Genomic DNA, 25,141 nt, shown 5'->3' with positions numbered 1-25,141 from the left:
GAGGTGGAGCGAGTTGTTTAACCTGCCTGAAACGAATTTTCATTTTTGTGGGGACGAATATATTTATGCAGAAATATCTCGGGAGATGAGAGTAGAAAGCAATTTTAAGGCTCTTGCGGTCACGGAGGAGTTAAGGAAAAGAAATATTCCCGGCATTATTGATATTGTCTCATCGAATGCCTCTTATTTAGTCCGGTACAATCCAGAAGTTATTTCGGCAAGAGATCTGGCTGATTATGTGAAAGAAATAGATTTCACCAAAAGTGACCCGGCGGGACTTGATTTGTCTGTACGGATAGTAGAAATCCCCATCTGGTATGATGACCCGGTAACGAAAGAATATTCCCGCCGCTTCAGAAATCGGCATCAAGAGCCGGATTTATCTAATTTTGACTACGTCATGAAAGTAAACGGGTTTACCGACAAACAAGCTTTTATCGAGAAGCATTCAAGCCTCCCTTATTTAATTACGATGGTGGGCTTTCTGCCGGGAACCGCCTGGCATTTTCCACTTGGAGCGAAGCCGAGTGATATTATCCAAGCGCCGAAATATAAAAGTCCCAGAACAGACACACCAGAAAGAAGTGTAGGAATCGGCGGGGCGTTTAATGTTGTCTATCCTGTACAGGGGACAGGCAGCTATCAATTAATCGGCATGTCTGCTGTACCGGTAGTGGATTTATCTGGCCGGTTACTGGATTTAACGGATACAGCTTTTTTAGCGAGACCGGGTGATATATGGAAGTATAGGCCAGTAGAGGAATCTGAATATACGGCCATTCAAGCGAGAGTGAGCAGCGGTGATTATCGTTATAAAATGAAAGTCATTGACCTTTCTCCAATAGAATATATCGCAAAAGGCAAAGAGTATATCGAGGAATTGATGGGGGATTTTTAAATGATGGAAATAAAAAGCCCAGGACTATGGACAACTGTACAGGATATGGGACGGGCTGGGAAGTACCATCTCGGTGTTCCCCCGTCAGGAGCAGCTGATAAGTATTCATTTATGATTGGCAATCTTCTTGTTGGCAATCCGATAGAGTTTGCGGCGTTAGAAATGACACTCATAGGGGCAGAAATCGAATTTCAAAAGAATACGATTATGGCTTTAACTGGAGCACCGATGAAAGCCTATTTAAATCAGCAGCTTGTTCCTTTTTGGGAAGCGATTCATGTAAAAGAAGGAGATATCCTGACAGTTAAAGAATGTTTAAAAGGGGTGAAAAGCTATCTCTGTGTCTCCGGAGGCATTCAAGTGGCAGAAGTATTTGGAAGCAAGTCGACGTATGAAACGAGTAAAATCGGCGGATTTCAAGGCAGAAAACTAACAGCCGGAGATCGGCTTGAAATCAATGAGCCGCTCCCCGGGGCGTTTAAGCAAGTCGGAAAGTCGATCCCGCTTGAATTGACTCCATCGTTTGAGTCTTTTCAGGAATTGCGCGTAACGCTCGGTTTATCTGGCTATCTTGTGAGCGACGAAGGGCTAAAAGCCTTTTTAAACTCTGAGTGGAAGGTATCACCCGAATCGAATCGCGTGGCTTACCGGTATACAGGGGCAAAAGTCTCCTTGACTCAGCAGAGTCCCCCGTTTGGAGCGGGTAATAGCTTCTCCAATGTGGTCGATTTCGCTTATCCGGTTGGCTCGATCATGTTTCCAAATGAAGAAGAGCTGATTGTTTTGCACAATGATACGACAACGGGCGGCGGCTTTGTCACAATTGGTACAGTGATTAGTCAAGACCTCGATCTTATCGCTCAATCCAGACCGCATTCCTCCTGCCGCTTTATCGCTGTGACGATCGACCAGGCGATGGAGGCGCGTATGGAAAGGCGAAAGAAGATAGAACAGATAGAGGAAATGATTAAACGATAGATAAACAATAAAAGCCATGAATGTAAGTAAAGTTCATGGCTTTTATTGTTTACAAAATCAGTTAGCGGGAGGTGGAGCACAATTGGAAACGATTATTTCTTTTACTGTGATTGTTTTACTTGCATCTATTTTGCAAACAAGCACGGGATTTGGATTTTCAATTATGGCAACGCCTTTTCTGCTGCTGCTGTTTGAGCCAAAGGAAGCCATTCAAATTAATTTAATTCTTTCCTTGTTCATTTCTTGTACGCTTATTCGTAAAATATGGAACGATACGGATTATCATTTAATGAAACGGTTTATCATCGGAAGCGCAGCTGGACTGCCTGTCGGCATGGTCCTTTTCCTGTTGGCGGACATCGGCAAGCTAAAGATTAGCGTTAGTATCATTATTTTATTGTTAACTATTTTGTTAATATGTAAATTCCGCATTCGCCCAACAAAAGCAAGGGATATAGCAGCCGGCGGCTTTTCCGGCATGCTAACGACGAGTATAGGCATGCCGGGACCGCCTATACTCTTATACTTCTCAGGTATCGATACGGGTAAAGAAAAGCTGCGAGCGACAACACTTGCTTATTACCTATTTATCTATTCGGCGAGTCTGTTCGTTCAGATAGTGTTTGCCGGTACCTCAAAAACGATTTGGCTTTCAAGTGCGGCGGCCCTGCCTATTGTTTTAGCTGGCTTGTTCTTAGGGAATTTATTATTTCTGCGAATTAATCAGCAGTTATTTCGCCTGTTTTTGTACGGGCTCTTATTATTTACAGGTGTTTATTTGCTTATTGATAGCTGGTGAACATTATGCCTAATCTTTGGGCGGGTGTACAACGCCAAGCCGCTTCATTCTGCGGAGCAAATTGGCGTGGTCAATTCCGAGTAATTTCGCGGCAGAACGGATGCTTTTAGAAGAGTGAAGAGCTTCTGTTATTTTCTGCGACTCAAATAAAGCAAGGGCTTCTTTTAAGCTTGGCTGTACAATTTTTGCTGAATAATTGCTTTCTTTCTCGCTGATAAACGAAGCAGATCCCCATCTATTAAGGTCTTTCATATGTCCAGGCAGATCATGCGGCGTAATAGAAGATGAAGGGGCAGACACGACGAGAAATTCGACGACATTTTTCAGTTCCCGAATGTTCCCCGGCCAAGGATAGTGCGTTAAAATAGATAAAGTGTCAGGCGCTATGTGTTTGTCTAAATAATAGTTCTTACAAAGCTTTTTGAAATAATAGTCAATTAATGGCGGGATGTCGGCTGTCCGTTCTGAGAGCGGCTGTATCGGCAGGTGAACGACATTGATGCGGTACCATAAGTCCTCGCGGAATTGCTTCTTATAGACAAGCTCTTGCAAATCTTGATTGGTCGCGCAGATGAGACGAAAAGAGAGGCGCCTTGGCTTCACGTCTCCGATCCGGGTGACGGCTTGGTCTTGAAGAACGCGGAGCAGCTTAGCTTGCATTGGTAAGGGAAGCTCACCGATTTCATCTAATAAAATTGTCCCCTTATCGGCCTGTTCGAATAGGCCGGGTTTTCCTTCTTTTCTGGCACCGGTAAAAGAGCCGCCGTTAAATCCGAATAGCTCTGATTCAAATAACTCGGGAGGGATAGCGGCACAGTTCACTTTCACAAAAGGCTGATCTTTTTGGGGGCTGTGCTGATGGATATAGTTTGCCAGCACTTCCTTGCCTGTTCCGGATGGCCCCGTAATGAGCACTGGTGTAGGAAAAGCGGCAATTCTTTTTGCCTGCTCTACTAAGCTCTTCATCTGTGGGCTTTTGAAAATAATAAGGGAGTCTTCGGTACTTGCCGGAGGGCGGTTAGGCTGTTCGGTGTGTTGCTCCGCTTTTCTTAATTGATTTTGCAGATGGTTTAAATAAGTGAGGTCACGGACGCTCGTGACGACCATTTTTACTTGCCGCTCTTTGTCAATTTCATTGTTGAATACCGGTGTTGCTGTCACAACAAAGTATTTTTGATTTTTAATTTTTTGTATAATCGTAGTGACTTGTTTTGTCTGCAGAGCCATGTAAGCGGCAGAACGGTCGAAATATTCTCCAAGAACTAAGTCTTTAATGTTTTTTCCGACTACCTCTTCTCGCGAAATGCCTGTCATCTCTTCGTAGGCCTTATTGATTTCTAAGGTGATACCTTGGTGATCGACTACGTAAAGTCCGTCAGAAGAAAAATTAATGATCGTTCGTAATTGTTCATTTAACTTTTTGAGTGTTGTGACTTTATCCGTTAACTTGTCGACTAATGCATCCATCTTTACACACTCCCTTCATGCAGTCATTTTATTACCACTTTGGTGTTAAAATGATACCGCTTTATTAGAATATTTAACAAATATTCTGACTGTTGTCAATTTTTAGACACTGGCATGATTCTTGTATTGAGTAATAGTAAAACAACCCTTTTGGTTCAAAAAGAAAATAAAAGGGGACTGTTCACTCATTAGAAAAAGGAGCGATTTACATGCCAGTACTTGATTTGCCAAGACACATTGTAATTGAAAACGGAGCACTAGAGCGTTTAGATGAATTAGTGGCAGCAAAGGGAGGAAGCAAAGTATTTGTGATTATGGATTCTTTTTTAGCGAATCCGCCTGTGAGTTTACATGAAAGGGTAGCGGATATTTTGGTAAAACAGGGCTTTTCCTGTTTGGTTTTCAGCGGTTATTCAGGTGAACCAACAACGGAGAATGTTCAGGTTGCAGTTCAGCAGCTTCGGGCTTTTCATGCCGATTGCGTTGTGGCGATTGGCGGGGGAAGCGCTATTGATCTAGCTAAAGCAGTCGCTGTTTTTGGAGAAAACCCCAATATGCAATGGAGTGAGGTTTCTCAACAGCAGCAGCTAAAGCGCCTGCCTTTAATCGCTGTTCCCACGACGGCAGGTACAGGGTCGGAAGCGACAAAAATAATGGTCATTACCGATCCGGATACGAACGTCAAAATGAATCCAAGCCATCCTGACTTGGTCCCGGATGCAGCGGTGCTCGACCCGGAACTCACCTTTAGCTTGCCGCCTAGCTTCACGGTTTACACGGGACTAGATGCTTTGACCCATGCCATTGAAGGCTATGTATCGACTCGGGCTTCTCAGATGACGGACCTGTTTGCGCTTGAAGCGATCCGTGAGATTGGTGTTGCTCTTCCTAAAGTATATGAGAATGGAAAAGACAGCGATTCACGACGGGACATGATTTTAGCTAGCTGTTATGCCGGTCTTGCCTTTTCAAACGCTTCTACTAATCTGGCTCATGCAGCAGGAAGGCCGCTTGGTGCTCAATTCCATATTCCCCATGGCTTAAGTGTAGCGTTATTGCTCCCTTTTGTAATGAGGTTCGGCTTAGATGCTTGTAAAGAACGCTATGCAGATGTGGCGCTTGCGCTCGGGGCAGACTCGACGTTAACGACTGAGCAGCTGGCTGAGCAATCGATTGCAATGATTGAACATTACAATGAGCAGTTTGGCATTTGGAAGGATGCGAGCAAATATATTGAGCCAGAGCAATTGATCAAGGCTATTCCTTCACTTGTAGCAGATGCGCTGTCAGGAAATGGAATTGCGACAAACCGAAAAATTCCAGCCGAACAGGACATCGAGCGTATTTATCGCAGCCTGGCAGAAAAAGTGGAAGAAGCAAACAAATTGAAGAATGAGCAGACGCTGTTAAATAATTAAAAAACAATTGCAAGCGCTTCCTTAGGCATCGGCTGTTAGATAAAAGCTGGCTGTGATGTTATTGGATACTAAAAATGGGGTGGGAAAACAATGAACAAAGCAGAAGGAAAAATGTTGAGGCGCGTTGTTAGTGCTAGTTTGATAGGTTCAACAATTGAGTGGTATGACTTCTTCTTATACGGAGTAGTGGCAGGGATTGTCTTCAATCACCTATACTTCCCGGCGGATGATCCGTTTGTCTCTACTTTATTAGCTTACGTAACGTTTGCGGTCGGTTTCGTGGCCCGCCCGGTTGGCGGCATTATCTTTGGACATTTTGGCGATAAAATCGGCCGGAAAAGTATGCTGGTTCTTACGCTGTCCATCATGGGCGGCAGTACCGTGCTCATCGCTTTTATTCCCACATATGATCAAATCGGTATATGGGCGCCTGTCTGTCTGCTCTTTTTAAGAATTATGCAAGGAATTGGTTTGGGAGGAGAGTGGGGCGGTGCGGTGTTGATGGCATACGAACATGCTCCTGACGCCAGGAAAGGATTTTATGCGAGCTTTCCGCAAATCGGTCTCTCCATTGGATTGCTGCTAGCTTCTGGTGTCGTCGGTCTCCTGTCTTTTACTCTATCAGACGGCCAATTTATGGCGTGGGGCTGGCGCCTCGCTTTCGGACTGAGTGCGGCTCTAATATTTCTAGGTATGTGGATTCGATTAAATGTGTCGGAGTCACCAGAATTTACAGAAGTGAAGGAAACAAAAGAAGAATCGAAAATGCCGATTAAAGAGATGTGGCACAACAATACGAGCAATGTTCTTGCTGGTATAGGTGCGAGATACATTGATGGAGTGTTCTTTAACGTTATGGGAGTGTTTTCTATTACCTATTTAACGAGCACTCTGCAAATTTCGAGGACAGATGCCTTATTGGGAGTGTCGCTTGCCGCCTTCGTTATGTGTTTCTTTATACCGCTCTTTGGGCATGTTTCAGACCGAATCGGCAGAACTCGAACCTATTGGATTGGCAGCCTTGTGACTGGTTTTTCTGCTTTGCCAGCCTTTTGGCTCATGTCTCAAAGCGGAGGCAGCATAACGACTATTTGGTTGTCTATTATTATTCCTTTTGGCATTCTCTATGCCGCTGTCTACGGGCCGGAAGCCGCCTTATTTGCCGAATTGTTTGAAGCGAAGGTAAGATATACAGGCATGTCGTTTGTGTATCAATTTTCGGGAATATTCGCTAGCGGTCTGACACCAATCATTGCTACCACCTTGCTTAACTATCAGAACGGAAGCCCGCTCTTGCTTGCTATTTACGTAGCCTTTGCTGGAATTGTCAGCGCTCTTTCCGTTCGCTGGATTAATATCCGCCAGGCGGACCCCCTTCAAAAAGGAACGAGTGAAGAGAGTGAAAGTATAGAATCAACCGGAATATAATGGGCTCTTTTGGCCTAAAGGAGGTAGTCACCTTGAATCGCTGTACTCCCCGGATTGAAGCTGTGATTTTTGACTGGGCAGGAACGATGGTTGACTATGGCTGTCTTGCCCCCTTAGAGGTTTTTAAAGCGATCTATAAAAAAAGAGGGATTGACGTATTAGATGAGGAAGCAAGAGAACCGATGGGGTTACAAAAGCGTGAACATATTCGTGAAATGTGCAGCATGCCCCGGATCAGCCGATTATGGAGAGACGTGTATGGCAGAGAACCAGAAGAGAAGGATATCCATGCGCTGTATGCGGATTTTGAACCGATGCTCTTCTCGATTCTTCCTGCTTACTCTAACCCGATTCCCGGCGCTGTCGAATTAGTTGAACGGTTAAGAAACGCAGGAATCAAAATCGGCTCAACAACGGGTTATACGTCTGAAATGATCGCTATCGTCAAACAAGAAGCAAAAAAGAAAGGTTATGCTCCGGACTCGATCGTTTCCTCTAGCCAGGTACCTGCAGGCCGGCCTTTCCCTTGGATGTTCTACCAAAATGCGATCAACCTAGAAGTCTATCCAATGAACCGGATGGTGAAAGTAGGAGACACTGTCAGCGACATTAAGGAAGGACTTAACGCTGGTGCCTGGAGTGTAGGCGTGATCAAAGGAAGCAGTGAATTAGGATTAACAGAAGAAGAAGTTCAAGCGATGGACTCTGTCTTACTGGCAGAAAAGATGAAGGCAGTAGCTGGAAAATTTATAGAAGCCGGAGCTCATTATGTGATTGAGAGTATTGGTGAATTAGATGAATTGCTCCCAAAAATCAATAGACGGCTAGCTAATGACGAGCCGTCTGTATTGAGGAGTTTTTAGCTTACTATATAAAAGAGTGGAATCCATCGGCGGATTCCACTCTTTCATTTTAAGCCCATCCAGAAAATTGTTTTACTTGTTCCCAATCCACATTACCTGCTGCTACATCGTGAAAGGTTTGGTCCAGCAGATGTAGTGCTTTTGTAATCTCTTCATGGCTGATTGTGAGCGGTGGGGTAATTTCCAGCACATTTCCGTGAATGCCTACATAATAAATGAGCAAACCTAATTCGTACGCCCGGTAACAGATAGCGGCTGTTTTTACAGGGTCGGGCTTCTTTTCTAGTTTGTCTGTCACGATTTCTACCCCGAGGGCCAATCCTTTTCCGCGAACTTCCCCTATAAATCGGTATTTTTTTTGTAGGGAACGTAATCCCTCTAAAAAGTGCTGTCCATTTTTCTCTGCTTGGCTAATCAAGTCTTTTTCTTCAATAATACGGATAGTCTCAAGGGCTGCCGCAGTACAGAGAGGATTGCCGCTCGTTGTAAACATGTGGCCGGCCGTTACCGAATCGAGTAATTCCTGGCGCCCGATGACGGCACTGATGGGGAGGCCGCTTCCGAGTGATTTGCCTAGAACGATGGCATCTGGAATGATATGAGAGTGTTCAAATGAGAACCATTTTCCTGTGCGTCCCATTCCTACCTTGACTTCATCTAGAATAAGGTAGATCCCATGTTGATCGCAAATCTGTCTTAAGGCGGCAAGAAAGTCATCAGGAGGCAGTATGACCCCACCGTCACTTTGAATGGCTTCAACGATGATTCCGGCTGTTTCTTCAGGTGGACAAATGGTCGAAAACACTTCATTCATAAAATGGATAGTTTGTTCAGTTAAACGTTCGCCAATCCCACTAAAAGGCCGGTAAGGATTTGGATAAGGGAGCTTAATGACATTTCCTTTTCCTTCAAATTTTGCTTGAGCAGAATGGCCGGATAAGGAGAGCGCTCCCATCGTTTGACCATGATAAGCCCCCATAAAAGCAATCATTTTCGGCCTTCCGCTTGCTACAGGGACGAGCTTGCTGATCAGATCGTTAGCATCGGAGCCTGAATGCCCAAACCATACTTTCTTCGAGAAATCCCCTGGTGTCATCTCAATCAATTTCTTAGCTAGCTCCGTCATAGTTTGACTCGGTGCGCTCAGCTGTGTAGTAAAGGAAAGTTTTATATATTGTTCTTTCAGTTTTTCAGCGACTGATTCTTGCCCATAGCCAATATTAGCCACAGCCCAGCCGGCCGTTAAGTCAAGGAAGGAGCGGCCGTTCTCATCAAACAAATAACAGCCTTTGCCTTCTGTCACTGTAATCGGATGAAATCTTAACTTTAAGGCATTCGAAATGAACTCCTGGTCTTGAATGAGTACAGATTTTTCTTCCATTGATATTCCCCCTATTTATGAATCGGTATAGTTAATTTTTTTATTTTATAGTTTAAATTTTGGCGAGAAATTCCAAGCTTTTCAGCAGCATTTGTGATATGGTAACTCGTTTCTTCAAGTGCTTTGATAATCAATTTTCGTTCTAAGCGTTCAACTTGGGCAGGAAGAGTATCTGAAAAATTCGGTGTCATTTCTTTAACAGCTGAAAAATTCGCTCCCTCTGAACCATTAAGTTTAAGAGCCAGTGGCAAGAATTCGGTCGTAATAACATTCTCATCTATCATTAAATTTAAAGCGCCTTCAATAATGTGTTCTAGCTGGCGAACATTGCCGGGATAATGGAAATTCAGCAGTGTTTCCTTTGCTTCCTCGGTTATTCCCTCTACTTCAATATCAAGAAGGTGGGCATGCTTGCGGATAAAGTGCTCAATGAGTAAGGAAATGTCTTCCCTTCTTTCCCTTAATGGAGGCACATGGATGGTCACAACCCCGAGGCGGTAAAATAAATCCTCACGCAAATGCTTATTCTTGATAGCCTCTTCAGGTGTTTCATTCATCGTCGCGATAACCCGGACATCTACACTTTTTTCCTTTGTTGATCCGAGACGCATAATTTTTTTCTCTTGGATCGCTCGGAGCAGTTTTGCCTGAAGACTGAGCCCCATTGAATTAATTTCATCGAGCAGAATTGTGCCTCCATTTGCCTGTTCAAATAACCCTGGTCGATCTACTGCACCTGTAAAAGTCCCCGAGACTGTCCCAAAAAGCATACTTTCAAGCAAATTTTCGGGAATCGCGGCGCAATTTTGTGCAAAGAAAGGAGCATTCTTTCGCGGGCTTTCATTATGAATACTTTGAACAATTAGTTCCTTTCCTGTACCAGTTTCCCCATCTACAAGAATATTAGATGACGAACGGGAAGCACGTATCGCTTTATTAATCGTTTGACGCATCAAGCTGCTTGCGAAAACAATGTCATGGAATGTAAATCGTGTGTTGTTTTGTTTTTTCTTTTGTGGAACAGCCGGTTTTTTTTCGGCAAGCTGCAAATGTTGAATGGTAGAGGTTAGTTTTTTAATTTCGGACAAATCCCTCACGATAGCGAGTGCACCAATTTTTTCATTCCCAAGATGCATTGGTTCGCTTTTAATGACAACGGAATACTCTTTACCTTGATTAGAAAAAAAGGTTTCCCTATTTGTCAGCCTTCTTTCAGTTAATAGAGAGTTTAATAAAGGATCTGAATGTTTATCTGCTTCTTTAAATACATCGAGGTAATATTGTCCTCTCACAGCGTTTGGCTCAAGTGTTTCCAACTCTCCAAGTTTTCGATTATAAAATACAACTTTTTTCTCGTTATCAATCACACAAATCCCTTCATCGATATGATCTAAGATCGCATCAAAGAGTCTAAACTGCTTTTTCATCTGGTTTAATTGAAACGTTAACTGATGAAGCTGGGTTACATTTTTCATGACAAGCAACGCAGAATCATTTTCCATAAACCGTACGTTGGCAAGCAGTTGATTTGTGCCGATAGATAAAGAAATATTGCGCATGTTTTGTTCGTTAGCAAAGCATTTTTCAAGATCACTAGAAAAAATAAAGTCAATGACAGAAGAACCGATCAAGTCATCTGAAGCTGTTTCCGCAAAGAAACCGCGAGCTATGCGATTCAATGACAAAATACGGCCTGCTTTATCTGTCATGATAATTCCTTCAAATGCGCTGGACCAAAAGTCAGTAAGCTGGATAGCTGAAGGTGTTTTATCCATAAAGCACCACCCATGGAAAAAATTTTTTCGATTCGCAAAGTTTTAGAGAGAGAGTTTACTTGTTGAATAAATATTACTATACAAAATTTTTTTAAAAAAACAAACTATTTAATAAATTAAAAATTTTGTAAAAGTATTTTTCGTAAAAAATTTGTCTTTGAAAAAAAATTTTCGGTTTTTCCTAAGAAAAACGCAGTTTTATAGCGTTTTCAAACTTGGCATAGATCTTGCTTTTATAGAAAATGTAAAAAATTTTTATACCAGGAGGATTCAATATGCAAAAGGTTACTCTCGACGGCATAAAAGTAGTCGATGTCCATGCCCATCCATTTAGAGAACAAAACGAACCGGAAAGTCCGGTTGATTTTCTTAGAAAACTATCTTTGTCGGTTATCCCTGAAATGTTTACCAATATAGAAGATGTTGAAAAATTTCAGCCGTATCCAGGCACAAACATGTGGATTCAAATCTTGTTCCGCCATATGGCCAAGTATTTAAATTGTGATCATGATTTGACTTCAATCGTGGAAGCAAGAAACAAAAAAGCAAAAAATTTTTCCGGCTACACGAAAGAATTATTTACGGACGTAAATTTAGAGGGACTCATTATGGATTTCGGTTATCCCCAGCCACCGATTGACCGTAATGACTTTCAACAAATGAGTGGAGCGCGAATCTGGGAAATACATCGAATTGAACCAGTCATGGTAGAGCTCGGCAAACAGGATCTTGCATTTGGTAAGTTTATTGACAAGTATCGTAATAATTTACGGCAGGCTCTACAAAAAGAAGGGGTAGTAGGTTTAAAAACGATTATCGCTTACCGCAGCGGGCTGGAGATTAGTGAAAAAGATGAACAGGCAGCTGAAGCTGCTTACAAGGAATTTTTACTGAATGACAAAGCGCCAGCAAAAGCAATGCGTGATTATTGTTTCCACATTGCTATGGAAGAGTGTACAAGAGCAGACAAATTTATGCACATCCACACAGGCATTGGCGATGGAGAAGTCGTGTTGTCAAAAGCCAGCCCAGGATTCCTGTTGGATACGTTTAGAAAACCAGAATATAAGGATACGAAAGTTCATTTAGTTCATGGTGGTTATCCTTGGATGGAAGAAGCAGCATTTATCGTGAGTATTCTTCCGAATGTATACATGGATATTTCCTTGCAAAATCCGTTTACAGGTCATGGCGTAGAGCGAATTATTTCGCAGGTATTAGAATTAGCCCCGTTCGACAAAGTGATGTACGGATCAGATGCTTTCACGGTGCCAGAAATGAATTGGCTTGGCGTTAAGCTCTTTAAAGAGTGCTTTGAAAGAGTACTGAATGATTGGGTTGAAAAAGACTACATGGATGCTGATCAGGCTCGTTATATCGGAAAAATGATCCTCTACAAAAACTTTGAAAATATTTATAAAGTAAAACTTTAATTTCCAGGGGGAATGGATATGGGAGATTTTAAGAAGCAGCCGGTTCTTGATTTACAGCCGGAACGTACCTTAACGTTCTGGCATATATGGGCCCTTGGCGTTGGGGCGGTAATCGGTGACGGAATTTTCCTGCTTATGGGACAAGGGATTGCTATGGCAGGACCGAGCTCGATTTTAGCCTATTTGATTGCAGGGATTTCTCAATTTTTTCTTGTTATTGCGTTAACGGAAATGGCAGTGGGCATGCCGAATGCAGGGGCCATGTCCCTTTGGGTAGAGAGGTTCATGGGGAAATCATGGGGCTTTCTAGCAGGGATCACCTTTGCAATCGGCTGGATTATTGCAGGTGGCAGCGTTGGGCTGGCATTGGGTAAGATCACCATGTGGTTTTTTCCTCAATTAGAGGGAAGCTGGTGGCCTGCAGTTTTTACGATATTTTTCCTAACGCTGTTTGCTTTTATTAATATAATGGGAGCAGCTACAACTGCACGCTTTCAATTATATCTTGTCTTAATTTTAACAGGCGTTATGACGCTATTTGCTTTGATTGGCTTAAAAGATATTGATTTTGCAAACTATAAGCCAATGTTCCCGCACGGGGTAGAAGGGTTCTGGGGAGCCGTTCCGCTTGGTACTTATGCTTACTTAGGGGCCGTTACACTAGCTACGGCTGGCGCCGAGTGTATAAATCCGCAAAGAGATTTGCCAAGAGGCTTAATCTGGTCGAGTGTTACGTTTTTAATTTTATATACGCTTGCCCATTTTGTTTTACAAGGCATCATTCCATCAAATGAAGTAACGATGGATAGTTCACCATTTACGGTTGCGGCTGGAAAGGTATTTGGCATTGCTGGTGCGTTTATTATGAATATCGCGGCCTGGATCGCAGCGGCCACTTGTATTTTAATGGGGACGCTTTACGCTGCTTCACGGATTTTCTATCAGCAGGCGAGAGAAGGTCTTTTGCCAAGCTTTTTAGGTTATATTCATCCGAAAACACATACACCTGTTTATGCGATTATGACGATCTGGGCGATGACAGTCCTTCTCGTATTAATCGGTCAATTTAACCCTGATTTTATCTATGTAGAATTAACAAACCAAATGGTTCTAGCTTGGCTTGTTTCTTGGACACTTGCTTTAATTTCAGGTGTCTTATACCGCAAGAATCATAAAGAAGAGATTGCTAATTTACCATGGAAACAACCTTTGTATCCTTTATTCCCGATTTTAGGATTTGTCGGCATTGCCATTGTGTTATATGGAACATTTATTGGCTCTATGATGACTCTTGTTCGGGGATTTATTTGGCTAGCAGCCCTATATTTAGTGTTCAGAATATTCAATAAAAAATTGTTTCAATCCTCATCAAAACGGGGGAGGTCAGCATGAGTCATTCATTGATAAAAGTGAAAAGTGATCAAGTAGAAGAAGTTGTTCAAATACGACGGCACTTGCATCAGCATCCAGAATTATCGTTTCAAGAATTTAAAACGGCCGAGTACATTAAATCGATTCTCCAAAACTGGGGAATTCCTTATCAATCCATTGGCGAAACCGGCGTAATTGTAGACATTGTTGGAACAGAAGAGGGACGAGCCATTGGTTTAAGAGCAGATATTGATGCTTTGCCTATTCATGAACAGACAGATTTACCGTACCGCTCTCATTATGATCATGTCATGCATGCTTGCGGGCATGATGGCCACACAGCGATTTTACTTGGGGCGGTGTACGAATTAAATAAGATAAAAGATCAGCTTCCTGGTACTGTCCGCTGTATTTTTCAGCCGGGGGAAGAGGCTGACGGAGCAGCTAAAGCCTTAATTGAACAAGGAGCATTAAGTAATCCAGAGATAGAGGCAATGGCGGGCTTGCATTTGTGGCCGCACCTTCCTTTTGGAACAGTCGGCATTAAATATGGAGGCATGACGGCTTCTTGTGATGATTTTAAAATTACGATTACCGGTAAAGGGGGCCACAGTGCCCGTCCTCATCAGGCAATAGACGCTATTGCGATTGCTGCCTCTATGATTCAAGCTTTTCAAAGTCTTACAGTTAAGCGGTTTAATCCAGGTGAACCGGTAATTATTCATATTGGTAAAATCAACGGCGGCGAAGCGGGCAATATTGTAGCCTCTACAGTGGTGCTTGAGGGAACGGCCCGGGCTGTGAATAATAGTTTAAGAGGAGAAATCTATCAGGAAATTTTAAAAGTTTGCCGAGCAGCTGAGGTTCAATGGGGAGCACAAGTAGAAGTAGATTATACCCTTGGTCATCCGCCAATCGTGAATGATGAACAAATGACAAATCAGTTTGAAGAAATGGCTTCTCGTTTGCTTGGAGCGGAGCGGGTTATTTCTTTAAAAGAGCCTTCCATGGGCGCTGATGATTTCGGATACTTTTCGGCGAAAGTGCCGAGCATTTATTTCCGGCTTGGTATTCAAAAAGAAAATCAGCCTGTTTATGACTTACATCATCCAAAGTTCCAATTTGATGATTCTATCTTAAGAACGGGAATTGAGTTATACGTTAACTTTGCTTTATCACTTTTACAGGACAGGAGAGAACAATAATGGTCGCTACTCAACAAAGATTAACAAAAGAACAGGTACTGCAAATGGTGGAAGAGCAGCAAATTGAATTTATCCGCATTGAATTTTTAGATTATACAGGTGTGACGAGAGGGAGAACGATTCGAAAGGATTCTCTAAAAAGCGCTCTAGAAAAAGGAGTTAACTTCAGTACGGCGATCATGGACTTTACGATGTTTGATACCTATGTACCTGATCCGGTGTATGGTGCAAATGGCGGCGATTTCTTTGCCATGCCAGACCCAGAGACATTTGCTATTTTGCCACATAGAAAGCAGACAGCGAGAATGTTCTGTGACTTAGTGGATGAAAATGGCAACCCGTGGGAAGGGTGCCCGCGTGGGGCATTAAAAAGACTTCTTCATGAGGCAGAGGCACTTCTTGGCGGAAAGATATTTATGGCATATGAGCAAGAGGCTTACTTATTAAAAGAAGAAGAAGGCAGACTCGTTCCGGCAGATAACAGTACTTGTTTCTCATCGGATGGGGTAGATATTCAAGAGGAATTCGTTCAGAAATTCACTGAAACGATCGGCAAAATGGGAGTGGAAACGGAACAGATCTCTAGTGAATACGGTCCAGGACAGTTAGAGATCAATTTAAAGTATGACCATTGCTTAAAAGCAACCGAAGACCAAATTACATTCAAACAATTATTTAAACACCTGGCAAGAGACATGGGGATGATCGGCACGCTTGCGCCAAAGCCATTTAACGATTTTGCAGGGAGCGGCTTGCATGTTCATATGAGCTTGTACAATGAAGACAACAATTTATTCAAAGATTTGAATGACGAAAGAGGATTAGAGCTGTCTGAGAACGCCTACTATTTCATCGGAGGAATTTTGCATCACGGCCGTTCCATTGTAGCGATTGGCGCTCCAACTATGAATTCTTATAAACGGATGGTTCCAGGCTCTTGGGCACCTGCTCACATTTGCTATGGTTCAGGTAATCGTTCCGTGCTCGTTCGTGTACCAGAAAAAAGGCGGGAAAGAAGATTTGAGTTTAGAGGGGCAGATGGAACCTGTAATCCGTATTTGTTGTCAGCTGCTTTAATTGCAGCCGGCCTTCATGGTATTAGAAAACGGATTGACCCAGGCGAACCGCTTGAAGTGGATGCTGGCAATTTGAGTAACAACGAGCTAGAGGCAATGGGCATCGAGTGGGTTCCGCGTAATCTTCAGGAAGCGATGGACTCATTGGCGAAAGATACAATTTTAGCAGACAGCATCGGCCGTCCGATTTGGCAGGAGTTCATTAAGGTCAAAAGAGAAGAATGGAACAAACATTTTTATCGCATAGATGAATGGGAAAGAGGTCAATACGCTGTCCTGTATTAACAAAAAACGCCTGTCTCTAATTAGAGGCAGGTTTTTTATTTTCCAAATATGACTTTGTTTAACAATCAGTTTGTTAGGGTATAGCCAAAATTGGGTGACAATAGCAGCCCCATTATACATAAAAATTGAGCGCACTTGTGGGCTAGCTTATCGTTTTGATGATTGCCTTGGATTTTTGTGAAAAGATCAGGAGGGAATAAACAATGAGAAAAGATGAAAACAAAGAAAACGTACAAGACAATGTAAAGGACGAGCAACTGGAACAGTTTCGAGTAGACCATAAAGGAAAGAAAATGACAACTAATCAAGGCTTGCGTGTGTCGGACGACGAGCATTCTCTTAAAGCAGGAAACCGGGGACCGACGTTAATGGAGGATTTTCAATTTCGTGAGAAAATGACTCACTTTGACCATGAGCGGATTCCAGAAAGAGTGGTGCATGCACGCGGTTTTGGAGCTCATGGTTATTTCCAGGTGTATGAACCGATGGCAGAGTATACGAAAGCAAAATTTTTGCAAGATCCATCGGTGAAGACGCCCGTTTTCGTTCGTTTCTCCACCGTGGCAGGCTCGCGTGGTTCAGCAGACTCAGTCCGTGATGTAAGAGGGTTTGCTACGAAGTTTTATACAGAAGAAGGAAACTACGACCTTGTTGGCAACAATATCCCGGTTTTCTTTATTCAGGACGCTATGAAATTTCCTGACCTTGTCCATTCCTTTAAGCCGGAGCCGCACAATGAAATGCCACAGGCCTCCACAGCACATGATACGTTCTGGGATTTCGTTGCGAATAATACAGAATCAGCTCATATGATCATGTGGGCGATGTCAGACCGAGCCATTCCGCGAAGCTATCGCATGATGGAAGGATTCGGTGTCCATACATTCCGATTTGTCAATGAACAAGGGAAAGCCCGTTTTGTGAAATTTCATTGGAAGCCGGTACTCGGTGTGCATTCATTCGTTTGGGATGAAGCGCAAAAATTGGCTGGCCGTGACCCTGATTTTCATCGCCGCGACCTATGGGAAGCGATCGAAATGGGCGATTACCCGGAATTTGAGTTGGGCGTGCAGATGATTGAGGAGGAAGAGGAATTTAATTTTGACTTTGATATCCTCGATCCAACGAAGCTCTGGCCAGAAGAAATTGTACCGGTCAAGATTATTGGTAAAATGACGTTAGATCGTAACCAGGATAATGTATTTGCTGAGACAGAGCAGGCTGCTTTTCATCCAGGGCACGTCGTACCGGGAATTGACTTCTCTAATGATCCGCTACTGCAAGGACGTTTGTTTTCTTATACAGATACGCAGCTTATTCGTCTTGGCGGGCCTAACTTTCACCAAATTCCTATTAACCGCTCTGTTGCGCCGGTTCACAACAATCAACGCGACGGCTATCATCAAATGAACATTGACAAGGGTCAGGTAAGTTATCATAAAAACTCCCTGCAAGGAAATGACCCGCATCCGGCAACGGAAGCAGAGGGTGGTTACGTTCATTATCAGGAAAAAGTCGAGGGCAGAAAGGCGCGCCAGCGCAGTGACAGCTTTAAAGATCATTATTCGCAGGCTAAGCTTTTCTGGAACAGCATGACGGATATTGAAAAAGAACACATTATTGAAGCTTTTCATTTTGAGGTAGGCAAAGTGAAGAGCAAAGAAGTGAGACAGCAAGTTGTTGAGGTCTTTGCTCATGTGGACGAAGAATTGGCGGCTGCGATCGCTGCTGGTGTTGGAGCAGAGGTGCCGACAGGGGTTAGCGCCTCGAAGGTGACCCTTTCCTCACCCGCTTTAAGTCAGGAGTTAAACAAGAAAAAGAGCGCTACTACACGCAAAATAGCTGTCTTAGCAGCCGATGGTTATGAGGATGCAACGGTTACACCTGTTATAGAGACATTGAAAGAATCAGGGGTTCATGCGGAAATTGTCAGCGGTCATGTTGGCATGATTACAAGCACTGACGGACAGCAGCAAGAAGCCGTGCATTCTTTCTTAACGAGTGATCCGGTTGTATTCGATGCGATTTACGTAGCGGGCGGACAAGCAAGTGTTGAGCAAATGAAAAAAAATCAAAAGGCCGCTGAATTTATCAAAGATGCCTTTAAGCATTTTAAAACCATTGGGGCGGCTGCTGAAGGAGGAGAGCTTCTTGTTGCGGCTGGCATTCAAGCTGGGTCAGATCCAGGTGTTGTCACAGTTCATGATGCCAAAGAAGTGAAGGACTTCAGTGAGTCGTTTATAGCAGCTTTAGCTGAACATCGCCATTGGTCACGTCAATTATAATAATAGAAAGACCCAGCCGAACGAACTTGGCTGGGTCTTCAGGCTGTCGACAAACGTTCGCTTGCCATCAGCCTGACGTGTGGTATATAAAGTAAACTCCGTCGACAATCTCAATCTCAAATCCCAGCTGGATGTGTCCGGCTAGATTTGCAGCTAGTTGTCTCTTAAGCCTTTTCTTCGAATAACTTAGCAATCTCCACAATGACGTTTACCGCTTTTTCCATGTTGTTGACGGAAACGTATTCGAAACGGCCATGGAAGTTTTCACCGCCCGTGAAGATATTAGGTGTTGGCAAGCCCATATAGGAGAGCTGTGAGCCGTCCGTTCCGCCGCGGATTGGTTCTACAATCGGCTGGATACCTAAATTCGTCATGGCTTCATAAGCGATATCAACGACTTCTTTGACCGGTTCAATTTTTTCTCTCATGTTATAATATTGATCATTTAATTCTAAGGAAATTCGCTCTGCTCCGTATTTTTTCTGCAAGTCTTGAACCACTTGGGTGAACAGGTCTTTACGCGCTTGGAACTTTTCCTTGTCATGGTCACGAATAATATAGTGCATCTTTGTTTGTTCGACATCGCCGTTAATAGAGATAAGGTGGAAAAATCCTTCATAACCCTCTGTGTATTCAGGTGCTTCATTAGCAGGAAGCTGCCCATTTAGTTCCATCGCGATTTTTGCTGAGTTAATCATTTTCCCTTTCGCCGAACCGGGATGCACATTTTTTCCGTGAATCGTCACCTGGGCGCCGGCTGCGTTAAAGCTTTCATATTGGAGTTCACCGAGCGGGCCGCCGTCGATCGTATAAGCAAAGGCAGCATTGAAACCCGCAACATCGAATTTGTGAGGGCCTCTGCCGATTTCTTCATCAGGTGTAAAGGCGACACGGATTTTTCCATGCTTGATTTCAGGATGCTGTATTAAATAATGCATAGCTGTCATGATTTCTGCTACACCCGCTTTATTGTCAGCACCAAGCAGCGTTGTGCCGTCTGTTGTGACCAGCGTATGGTCTTTATAGTTCGCTAATTCGGGGAAGTCAGTTGGTGACAAAATAATTCCTAATGATTCATTTAAGACAATGTCTGCTCCATCATACTGCTCAACGATTTGCGGCTGAACATTCTTGCCAGTGAAATCAGTGGCGGTATCGACGTGGGCTAAGAACCCGATGACCGGAACGTCTTTATCCGTATTGGCAGGAAGGGTGGCCATTAAATAACCGTTTTCGTCTAAAGTGACTTCCTGCATGCCGATTTGCTTTAATTCTTCTTCGAGCAGGTGCAAGAGTGTCCATTGTCCGGGTGTAGAAGGAGTCGTATCGCTGCTTTCATTTGATTGCGTGTCAATTTTGACGTAGGAAGTAAACCTGTCAATGATTTCTTTTTTCATTCAAAAACAGCTCCTTTTTATATGTATTGAATTGATTTTAACATAAGCATTTGAAAACTTTAGTGAAAAGGTTTGTGTTCTATTAAGCGAATCTATTGGATGAAGTATGATAGAGAGGACCCGTCCATATATATGAAGTAAGCACCCGGTTGAATTAAGCTGTTTTAGGGGAAAAATGAATAGTGTTCCGTTATAGCTGGCACGCTAGCTAAAAGATTGTCATTGTCTGGAAAGGGGTTATGAAATGGACGAGAAGCTGTTGTCACTAGCATTTTCAGTAGAAGCAAATAAAGGTGTCTACGCCCTGCTTTTAGGTTCAGGCATTTCTTATTCAGCAGGCATCCCAACTGGCCGTGGCATCTTGCGGGAGTTTTGCCGAAGAATTATGTTTGTAAATGGGGCAGAGGAACATGATCCGGTTCACTGGTACGAAAAAAGATATGGGAAAGCCCCTTTATATAATGAAGTCATTGAGTTATTGGCTAAAACATCTTCTGAACGCAATGGATTGCTAAAAGAATTTTTCGAGCCAACGCTTGAAGAAGTAGAGCAAAAGCAAAAGGTGCCGACGGAAGCACATTATATGATTGCGAAGCTTGTCCAACGCGGATATATAAAGGTAATCGTTACGACAAATTTTGACCGTCTGCTAGAGCATGCACTCGATGAGCACAACGTTCAGTACCAGACACTTTATCACGATACAGACATTGAGGGCATGAAGCCGCTTGCTCATGCTGATTGTACGGTACTAAAAGTAAACGGAGATTACCGTGATACCCGCTTTAAAAATGTGACAGATGAACTTGATAATTATACATTGCCGCTTGCCCAGCTATTGCGCCGGGTATTTGACGAATACGGCATCATCGTCTCCGGTTGGTCGGCAGAGTGGGATACAGCGCTTCGGGAGTTGATTAAGTCGGTGAAAGGCCGTCGATATTCATGGTATTGGCATGCTTTTTCTGAAAAATTGACTCCAGATGCTGATGAACTGATCAGTTTTCGCGATGCCATTAAAATTGTTGATCCAAAAGGGGCCGATCATTTTTTTACAGAGTTATATGAAAATGTAATTAATATTGCGAAAATAAAAAAAGTAAGCCCAGAGAACATTCAAGTGAAAACAAAGCGGCTGAAACACTACATTCAAGATCGACGGGAAATTGAATTAAGAGAAATGCTGACAGATCAAACGAGAAAGGTTACGTCTTTCCTTTTTGAACAGCGTTACATGGGGGAGGCAACAGTAGAGGAGCTGTCCGTTCGTATTCAGACCGTCGCTGAAAAAAGCAAGACGCTCGCTATGCTTGCGGCCATCTTAGCTTACTACATCCGAACGTCAGAACAAGCCGAGCTATTGATTCAGACCGCCGAGCGGCTGACTGGTTCCCGGCATCATCATGGAGATGCTTCCCTATTAGCGACTCAGGAAATTCCACTTCAAGCCGTTTTTTATAGTATTGGCATTAGTGCTGTGATGAAAAAGAATTATCAATTATTGAATAAATTGTTCACATTGCCAAAAGTGCAGGATCCTCATCGTCACCATCTTTCCTTTTTAGCGGCCACTTCACCCCAAACGGTTTTGGATCCTTTATTTGAGAAAGTTTCAGAGGGGGAGAAACACCTAGCGCCGACAGAAACGGTTTTTACCTATCCTTTTTTAAAGTATTTGTTTATTGAAGCGAGACTGGCATTTGATGACCAGGAGTTTGAACAACATTTTGACCAGTTTGAACTGTTAAGGGCGATCAAATGCCGTTATACGAATGAAATAGGCGATATTTATGGACGATTCGGCTATAAAGCAAATCGGGAGCATCTGATTCGTTTCTTGAATGAAGGAGCAGAAACAGAAAACTGGCCGGTGCTCGCTATTTGTGATGGCAGCAGCGAAAAGTTTGTTCATTCGCTTGAAAAGTTAGCGGAAGATTTAAATGAAAAAGAAGGCTTCAGCGGCAAAGGGCTGCTGTCTGCTTATACGAAATTTGAGGAATGAGAACCTGATGGCCAACAGGTTCTTTTTTATTTGTTTCATCTAATCTTCAGAAATTCTTCAGAATTATGCTGCCTGAATGTTAAGAATTAATCGTTAAAATAACATCAAGCACAAATTACCACTCATGCTATACTTTCGAAAGGAGGCGAAATAAATGAATCCATATACAGTATTAGTCGTTGATGATGAAGAGGAAATTCGCAATGCGATTGAAATATATTTAAAAAATGAAGGCATTACGGTTATTAAAGCAAGCGATGGTATAGAAGCCATTGAAAAGCTCCATGAGCAGACAGTTCACTTAATTATCTTGGATGTCATGATGCCGCGATTAGATGGAATTTCTACGACCTTTAAAATAAGAGAAGAGAAGAACATTCCTATTATTATCCTGAGTGCAAAAACAGAAGATACCGATAAAATCCTAGGCTTACAAATGGGGGCAGATGATTATGTGACAAAGCCATTTAACCCGATGGAGCTCATTGCCCGGGTGAAGTCACAGCTGAGAAGATATGTAGCGCTTGGTACGTATGAAGGAATGAAAAAAACTATTAATTTAAATGGCTTAACACTAGATCAATCAGCTAAAGAAGTGACGGTGCATGGGGAGCCAGTGAAGCTGACACCGATTGAATATAAAATCGTAGAGCTATTAATGCTGAATGTGGGACGAGTATTCTCGATTGATGAAATTTATGAACGCGTCTGGAATGAGCCCGGTTACAATGCGGAAAATACAGTAGCCGTTCATATTCGGAAAATTAGAGGGAAAATCGAGATTGATCCAAAAAATCCAAGATATTTAAAGGTGGTATGGGGAATTGGATACAAAATGGAAAAGTAGGCTGTTGTTCGCCGGATGGCTGCTTTTATTTGTTATTGGACTAAGCAGTGTTGTAGCCGCCGTTCATGATGGGAGAACGTACTTTAAGAGAGATTACTTTCACACGATGGAATTTGACGATCATCTGAATCAATTTATCTCCTATTTAAACACCTATGAGCTGGGAAACATGTCGAAAGAAGAAGCGAAAAAAGCGATAACGGTCACTGCCGAGGAAATAGAGGAGCACCGATACCGCTACGGAAGTCTGCCTGAGCAGATTGCTAACATTAAAAGCCAGTATGAAACGGCTATCCAGGAAGCAAATGCGGCAGATAACAAAGAAGCAGCACAAATTTTAATAAAAGAAAGAGATAAAAAGATAGCAGACATTACGAAGAATTTTCAAGATGAAGAATACGTCCGACAAAAAGTCCGCGTAGAGAAGGAACAGGCAATTGATGATTACTACCAATCATTAGAAGAGGAACGATCTAACTTTGAAGACTATCAAGCATTTTTTAAATATTATTTCAAAGACACTTCAACTGGAAAAGTCTATACAAATGTCAATATGGCAGGCAGTTCCGTTAAAGAGATCTTCAACCAAAAAAATATGTTATTTATCCAGAAGTATGAAGCTGCTAATGCACTGAGAACAGGGGAACAAACCATTGGTTATGGGGAGAGTGGTGAAGGTATTTTATTAAAAGCAAGAGGAGGAAAATTTGAAGGGAGAATTGGGGCAGTCAGCCGGCCGACCGCAGCGAGTCCGCTTTATAATGACTATAAAATGTTTCAGCAAAATCAAAAAGTTTTTATCATCTACGTGGCCAGCGGCTTTATTCTTCTATTGATCAGTTTATACATAGGCAAAAGATTCTTTATTTTTCCAAGTGGACTTATAGAGAAAATACAGCCTCTCTATAATCGGGTTCCGCTGGATGTAAGTATTGCTGCTGCTCTTGTGACATGGCTGCTGACGATCGTGTCCTTACAATGGAGCAATGTGTTGATTTATTATGAGTACACCTACACGCTTATCCAGAACGTAATTAGTCACTTATTGGCGTCGCTCTGTTTAACTTTTCTTTCCTTATTGCAGGGGAAATTGCTTGTGAAGAGGTGGAAAGCAGGAGAGGGGATTCGCGAAGAGTGGCGTCAAAGTGTAATCGCAAAATTAGGGCGTCTTTTGGCCAATGCGTTTTTAGTTCGTTCCATTGGCATTCAACTCTTTTTGCTGCTGGCTGTTTTTTTCTTTACCGGTTTTGGAGTGCCAATTGCAGTGTCTCATTTGGATCTGCTGGCGATTTATGGGGTCTTATTCCTATTCATTTCCTTGCCGGCCTTAATTTTATTATTTAGGGGAATGGCTTACTTAAATCTGATTATCCAGCATACGGGCAGGCTTGCCGCTGGTCATTTAGAAGCTGATTTGCCCGTCCGCGGGAGATCAGTGTTCGCTAAAATGGCTGAACATATTAATGTATTAAAGAAAGATGTGAAAGCCTCACAAAGAGAACAGGCAAAGAGTGAACGTTTGAAAACAGAGCTGATCACGAATGTGAGTCATGATTTAAGAACACCGCTGACCTCCATTATTAGTTACACAGAGCTGTTAAAAAACGAAACGATCTCCGCTGAAGAAAGAATCGCCTATACAGAAATTATTGATCGTAAATCTAAACGGCTGAAAGGGCTGATTGATGATTTGTTTGAAGCGTCGAAAATGGCGAGTGGCAATGCTGAGCTGGTGAAAGAAAAAGTAGATCTCGTGCAGCTGCTTCAGCAGGCGCTCGGAGAATACGACGAAGCGATTGGAGAATCAAGCTTGCAATTCCGAGTAACGAATCCAGATGAGCCGGTTTTTGCGATGGTCGACGGGCAGAAAATCTGGCGAGTGTTTGATAATTTGATCGGCAATATCCTGAAATATTCCCTGGAAAATACGAGGGTGTATATTTCGATAAAAACAATGAGTGATCAAGCCATCATCACGTTTAAAAATGTAACCAAATATGAGCTTGGTGATAATGTAGATGAAATGTTTGAACGCTTTAAGCGCGGGGATCGTTCCCGTCATACCGAAGGCTCAGGTCTTGGGCTTGCTATCGCTAAGTCGATTATTGACTTGCATGAGGGAACACTCGATATTGAGGTCGATGGCGATCTCTTTAAAGTAACTGTTGCACTTCATGTCAGCTCTTAAAAAGAAGGCCGTAAGATAAAGTGTTTGAAAAAGTAACATTGCCTA

Annotated in this window: 18 protein-coding genes; 14 read left to right on the top strand and 4 right to left on the bottom strand. The window is 42.8% G+C overall.

The genetic code is table 11. The features are described from left to right. The first annotated feature begins 13 nt into the window (after positions 1–13). From AC623_RS19140 to AC623_RS19130, 3 genes are all read left to right on the top strand, one after another. A complete protein-coding gene (locus AC623_RS19140) occupies positions 14–898 on the top strand; it encodes a 5-oxoprolinase subunit B family protein (RefSeq protein ID WP_049665617.1) in 885 nt (294 codons plus the stop codon). Further along, positions 899–1,876, top strand: a complete 978-nt coding sequence (locus AC623_RS19135) for a biotin-dependent carboxyltransferase family protein (RefSeq protein WP_049665615.1) — start codon at positions 899–901, stop codon at positions 1,874–1,876. A gap of 82 nt (positions 1,877–1,958) precedes the next feature. Further along, positions 1,959–2,675 carry a sulfite exporter TauE/SafE family protein gene (locus AC623_RS19130; RefSeq protein WP_231603555.1) on the top strand — a complete coding sequence of 239 codons (717 nt, stop codon included), beginning with the start codon at positions 1,959–1,961 and terminating at the stop codon, positions 2,673–2,675. A gap of 9 nt (positions 2,676–2,684) precedes the next feature. Here the strand turns inward: AC623_RS19130 and AC623_RS19125 are convergent, their stop codons facing one another. Continuing rightward, positions 2,685–4,142: a sigma-54 interaction domain-containing protein gene (locus AC623_RS19125; RefSeq protein WP_053104187.1), complete on the bottom strand. Its 1,458-nt coding sequence runs from the start codon at positions 4,140–4,142 to the stop codon at positions 2,685–2,687. Between the two features lie 209 nt (positions 4,143–4,351). Between AC623_RS19125 and AC623_RS19120 the strand changes: the two genes are divergently transcribed. The 3 genes from AC623_RS19120 (at position 4,352) to phnX (ending at position 7,851) form a co-directional block, all read left to right on the top strand. Then, the gene (locus AC623_RS19120) at positions 4,352–5,560 is read left to right on the top strand and encodes an iron-containing alcohol dehydrogenase (protein ID WP_049665613.1); all 1,209 of its coding nucleotides are present in this window, start codon (positions 4,352–4,354) and stop codon (positions 5,558–5,560) included. A 90-nt stretch (positions 5,561–5,650) separates the two neighbouring features. Beyond that, the gene (locus tag AC623_RS19115; RefSeq protein WP_049665612.1) at positions 5,651–6,988 is read left to right on the top strand and encodes an MFS transporter; all 1,338 of its coding nucleotides are present in this window, start codon (positions 5,651–5,653) and stop codon (positions 6,986–6,988) included. Positions 6,989–7,020: 32 nt separating this feature from the next. Next, positions 7,021–7,851 carry a phosphonoacetaldehyde hydrolase gene (gene phnX / locus AC623_RS19110; RefSeq protein ID WP_269429929.1) on the top strand — a complete coding sequence of 277 codons (831 nt, stop codon included), beginning with the start codon at positions 7,021–7,023 and terminating at the stop codon, positions 7,849–7,851. A gap of 49 nt (positions 7,852–7,900) precedes the next feature. Here phnX and AC623_RS19105 read toward each other — a convergent pair whose 3' ends face one another. Together AC623_RS19105 and AC623_RS19100 are read right to left on the bottom strand one after the other, a co-directional pair. Beyond that, positions 7,901–9,232, bottom strand: coding sequence for an aspartate aminotransferase family protein (locus tag AC623_RS19105; protein ID WP_049665610.1), 1,332 nt, complete (start codon positions 9,230–9,232; stop codon positions 7,901–7,903). Between the two features lie 11 nt (positions 9,233–9,243). Then, positions 9,244–11,007 carry a sigma-54-dependent Fis family transcriptional regulator gene (locus AC623_RS19100; RefSeq protein ID WP_049665608.1) on the bottom strand — a complete coding sequence of 588 codons (1,764 nt, stop codon included), beginning with the start codon at positions 11,005–11,007 and terminating at the stop codon, positions 9,244–9,246. A 275-nt stretch (positions 11,008–11,282) separates the two neighbouring features. Here AC623_RS19100 and AC623_RS19095 point away from each other — a divergent pair, with 275 nt between their 5' ends. From AC623_RS19095 to AC623_RS19075, 5 genes are all read left to right on the top strand, one after another. Further along, positions 11,283–12,440, top strand: coding sequence for an amidohydrolase family protein (locus AC623_RS19095; RefSeq protein ID WP_049665606.1), 1,158 nt, complete (start codon positions 11,283–11,285; stop codon positions 12,438–12,440). 18 nt (positions 12,441–12,458) lie between these two features. Continuing rightward, entirely contained in the window at positions 12,459–13,832 is a 1,374-nt protein-coding gene (locus AC623_RS19090) for an APC family permease (protein WP_049665603.1), read from the top strand. Next, positions 13,829–15,016 carry a M20 metallopeptidase family protein gene (locus tag AC623_RS19085; protein WP_049665600.1) on the top strand — a complete coding sequence of 396 codons (1,188 nt, stop codon included), beginning with the start codon at positions 13,829–13,831 and terminating at the stop codon, positions 15,014–15,016. The genes AC623_RS19090 and AC623_RS19085 overlap by 4 nt, the downstream gene beginning before the upstream one ends. Then, a complete protein-coding gene (locus tag AC623_RS19080; RefSeq protein ID WP_049665597.1) occupies positions 15,016–16,377 on the top strand; it encodes a glutamine synthetase family protein in 1,362 nt (453 codons plus the stop codon). The genes AC623_RS19085 and AC623_RS19080 overlap by 1 nt, the downstream gene beginning before the upstream one ends. 203 nt (positions 16,378–16,580) lie before the next feature. After that, positions 16,581–18,662 carry a catalase gene (locus AC623_RS19075; RefSeq protein WP_049665594.1) on the top strand — a complete coding sequence of 694 codons (2,082 nt, stop codon included), beginning with the start codon at positions 16,581–16,583 and terminating at the stop codon, positions 18,660–18,662. A gap of 164 nt (positions 18,663–18,826) precedes the next feature. Here AC623_RS19075 and pepT read toward each other — a convergent pair whose 3' ends face one another. Beyond that, the gene (pepT, locus tag AC623_RS19070; protein WP_049665591.1) at positions 18,827–20,059 is read right to left on the bottom strand and encodes a peptidase T; all 1,233 of its coding nucleotides are present in this window, start codon (positions 20,057–20,059) and stop codon (positions 18,827–18,829) included. Positions 20,060–20,303: 244 nt separating this feature from the next. Here pepT and AC623_RS19065 point away from each other — a divergent pair, with 244 nt between their 5' ends. From AC623_RS19065 to AC623_RS19055, 3 genes are all read left to right on the top strand, one after another. Beyond that, the gene (locus AC623_RS19065; protein ID WP_049665587.1) at positions 20,304–22,061 is read left to right on the top strand and encodes an SIR2 family protein; all 1,758 of its coding nucleotides are present in this window, start codon (positions 20,304–20,306) and stop codon (positions 22,059–22,061) included. 154 nt (positions 22,062–22,215) lie between these two features. Continuing rightward, positions 22,216–22,908 carry a response regulator transcription factor gene (locus AC623_RS19060; RefSeq protein WP_049665582.1) on the top strand — a complete coding sequence of 231 codons (693 nt, stop codon included), beginning with the start codon at positions 22,216–22,218 and terminating at the stop codon, positions 22,906–22,908. Continuing rightward, positions 22,886–25,096: a sensor histidine kinase gene (locus tag AC623_RS19055; RefSeq protein ID WP_049665580.1), complete on the top strand. Its 2,211-nt coding sequence runs from the start codon at positions 22,886–22,888 to the stop codon at positions 25,094–25,096. Before AC623_RS19060 ends, AC623_RS19055 begins: the two co-directional genes overlap by 23 nt. Positions 25,097–25,141 lie beyond the last annotated feature (45 nt).

The organism is Bacillus sp. FJAT-27231 (assembly GCF_001183975.1).
GTDB lineage: Bacteria > Bacillota > Bacilli > Bacillales > Domibacillaceae > Pseudobacillus > Pseudobacillus wudalianchiensis.
The sequence above is the reverse complement of the archived record's forward strand: the minus strand, read 5'-3'. Positions and strand labels throughout refer to the sequence as shown.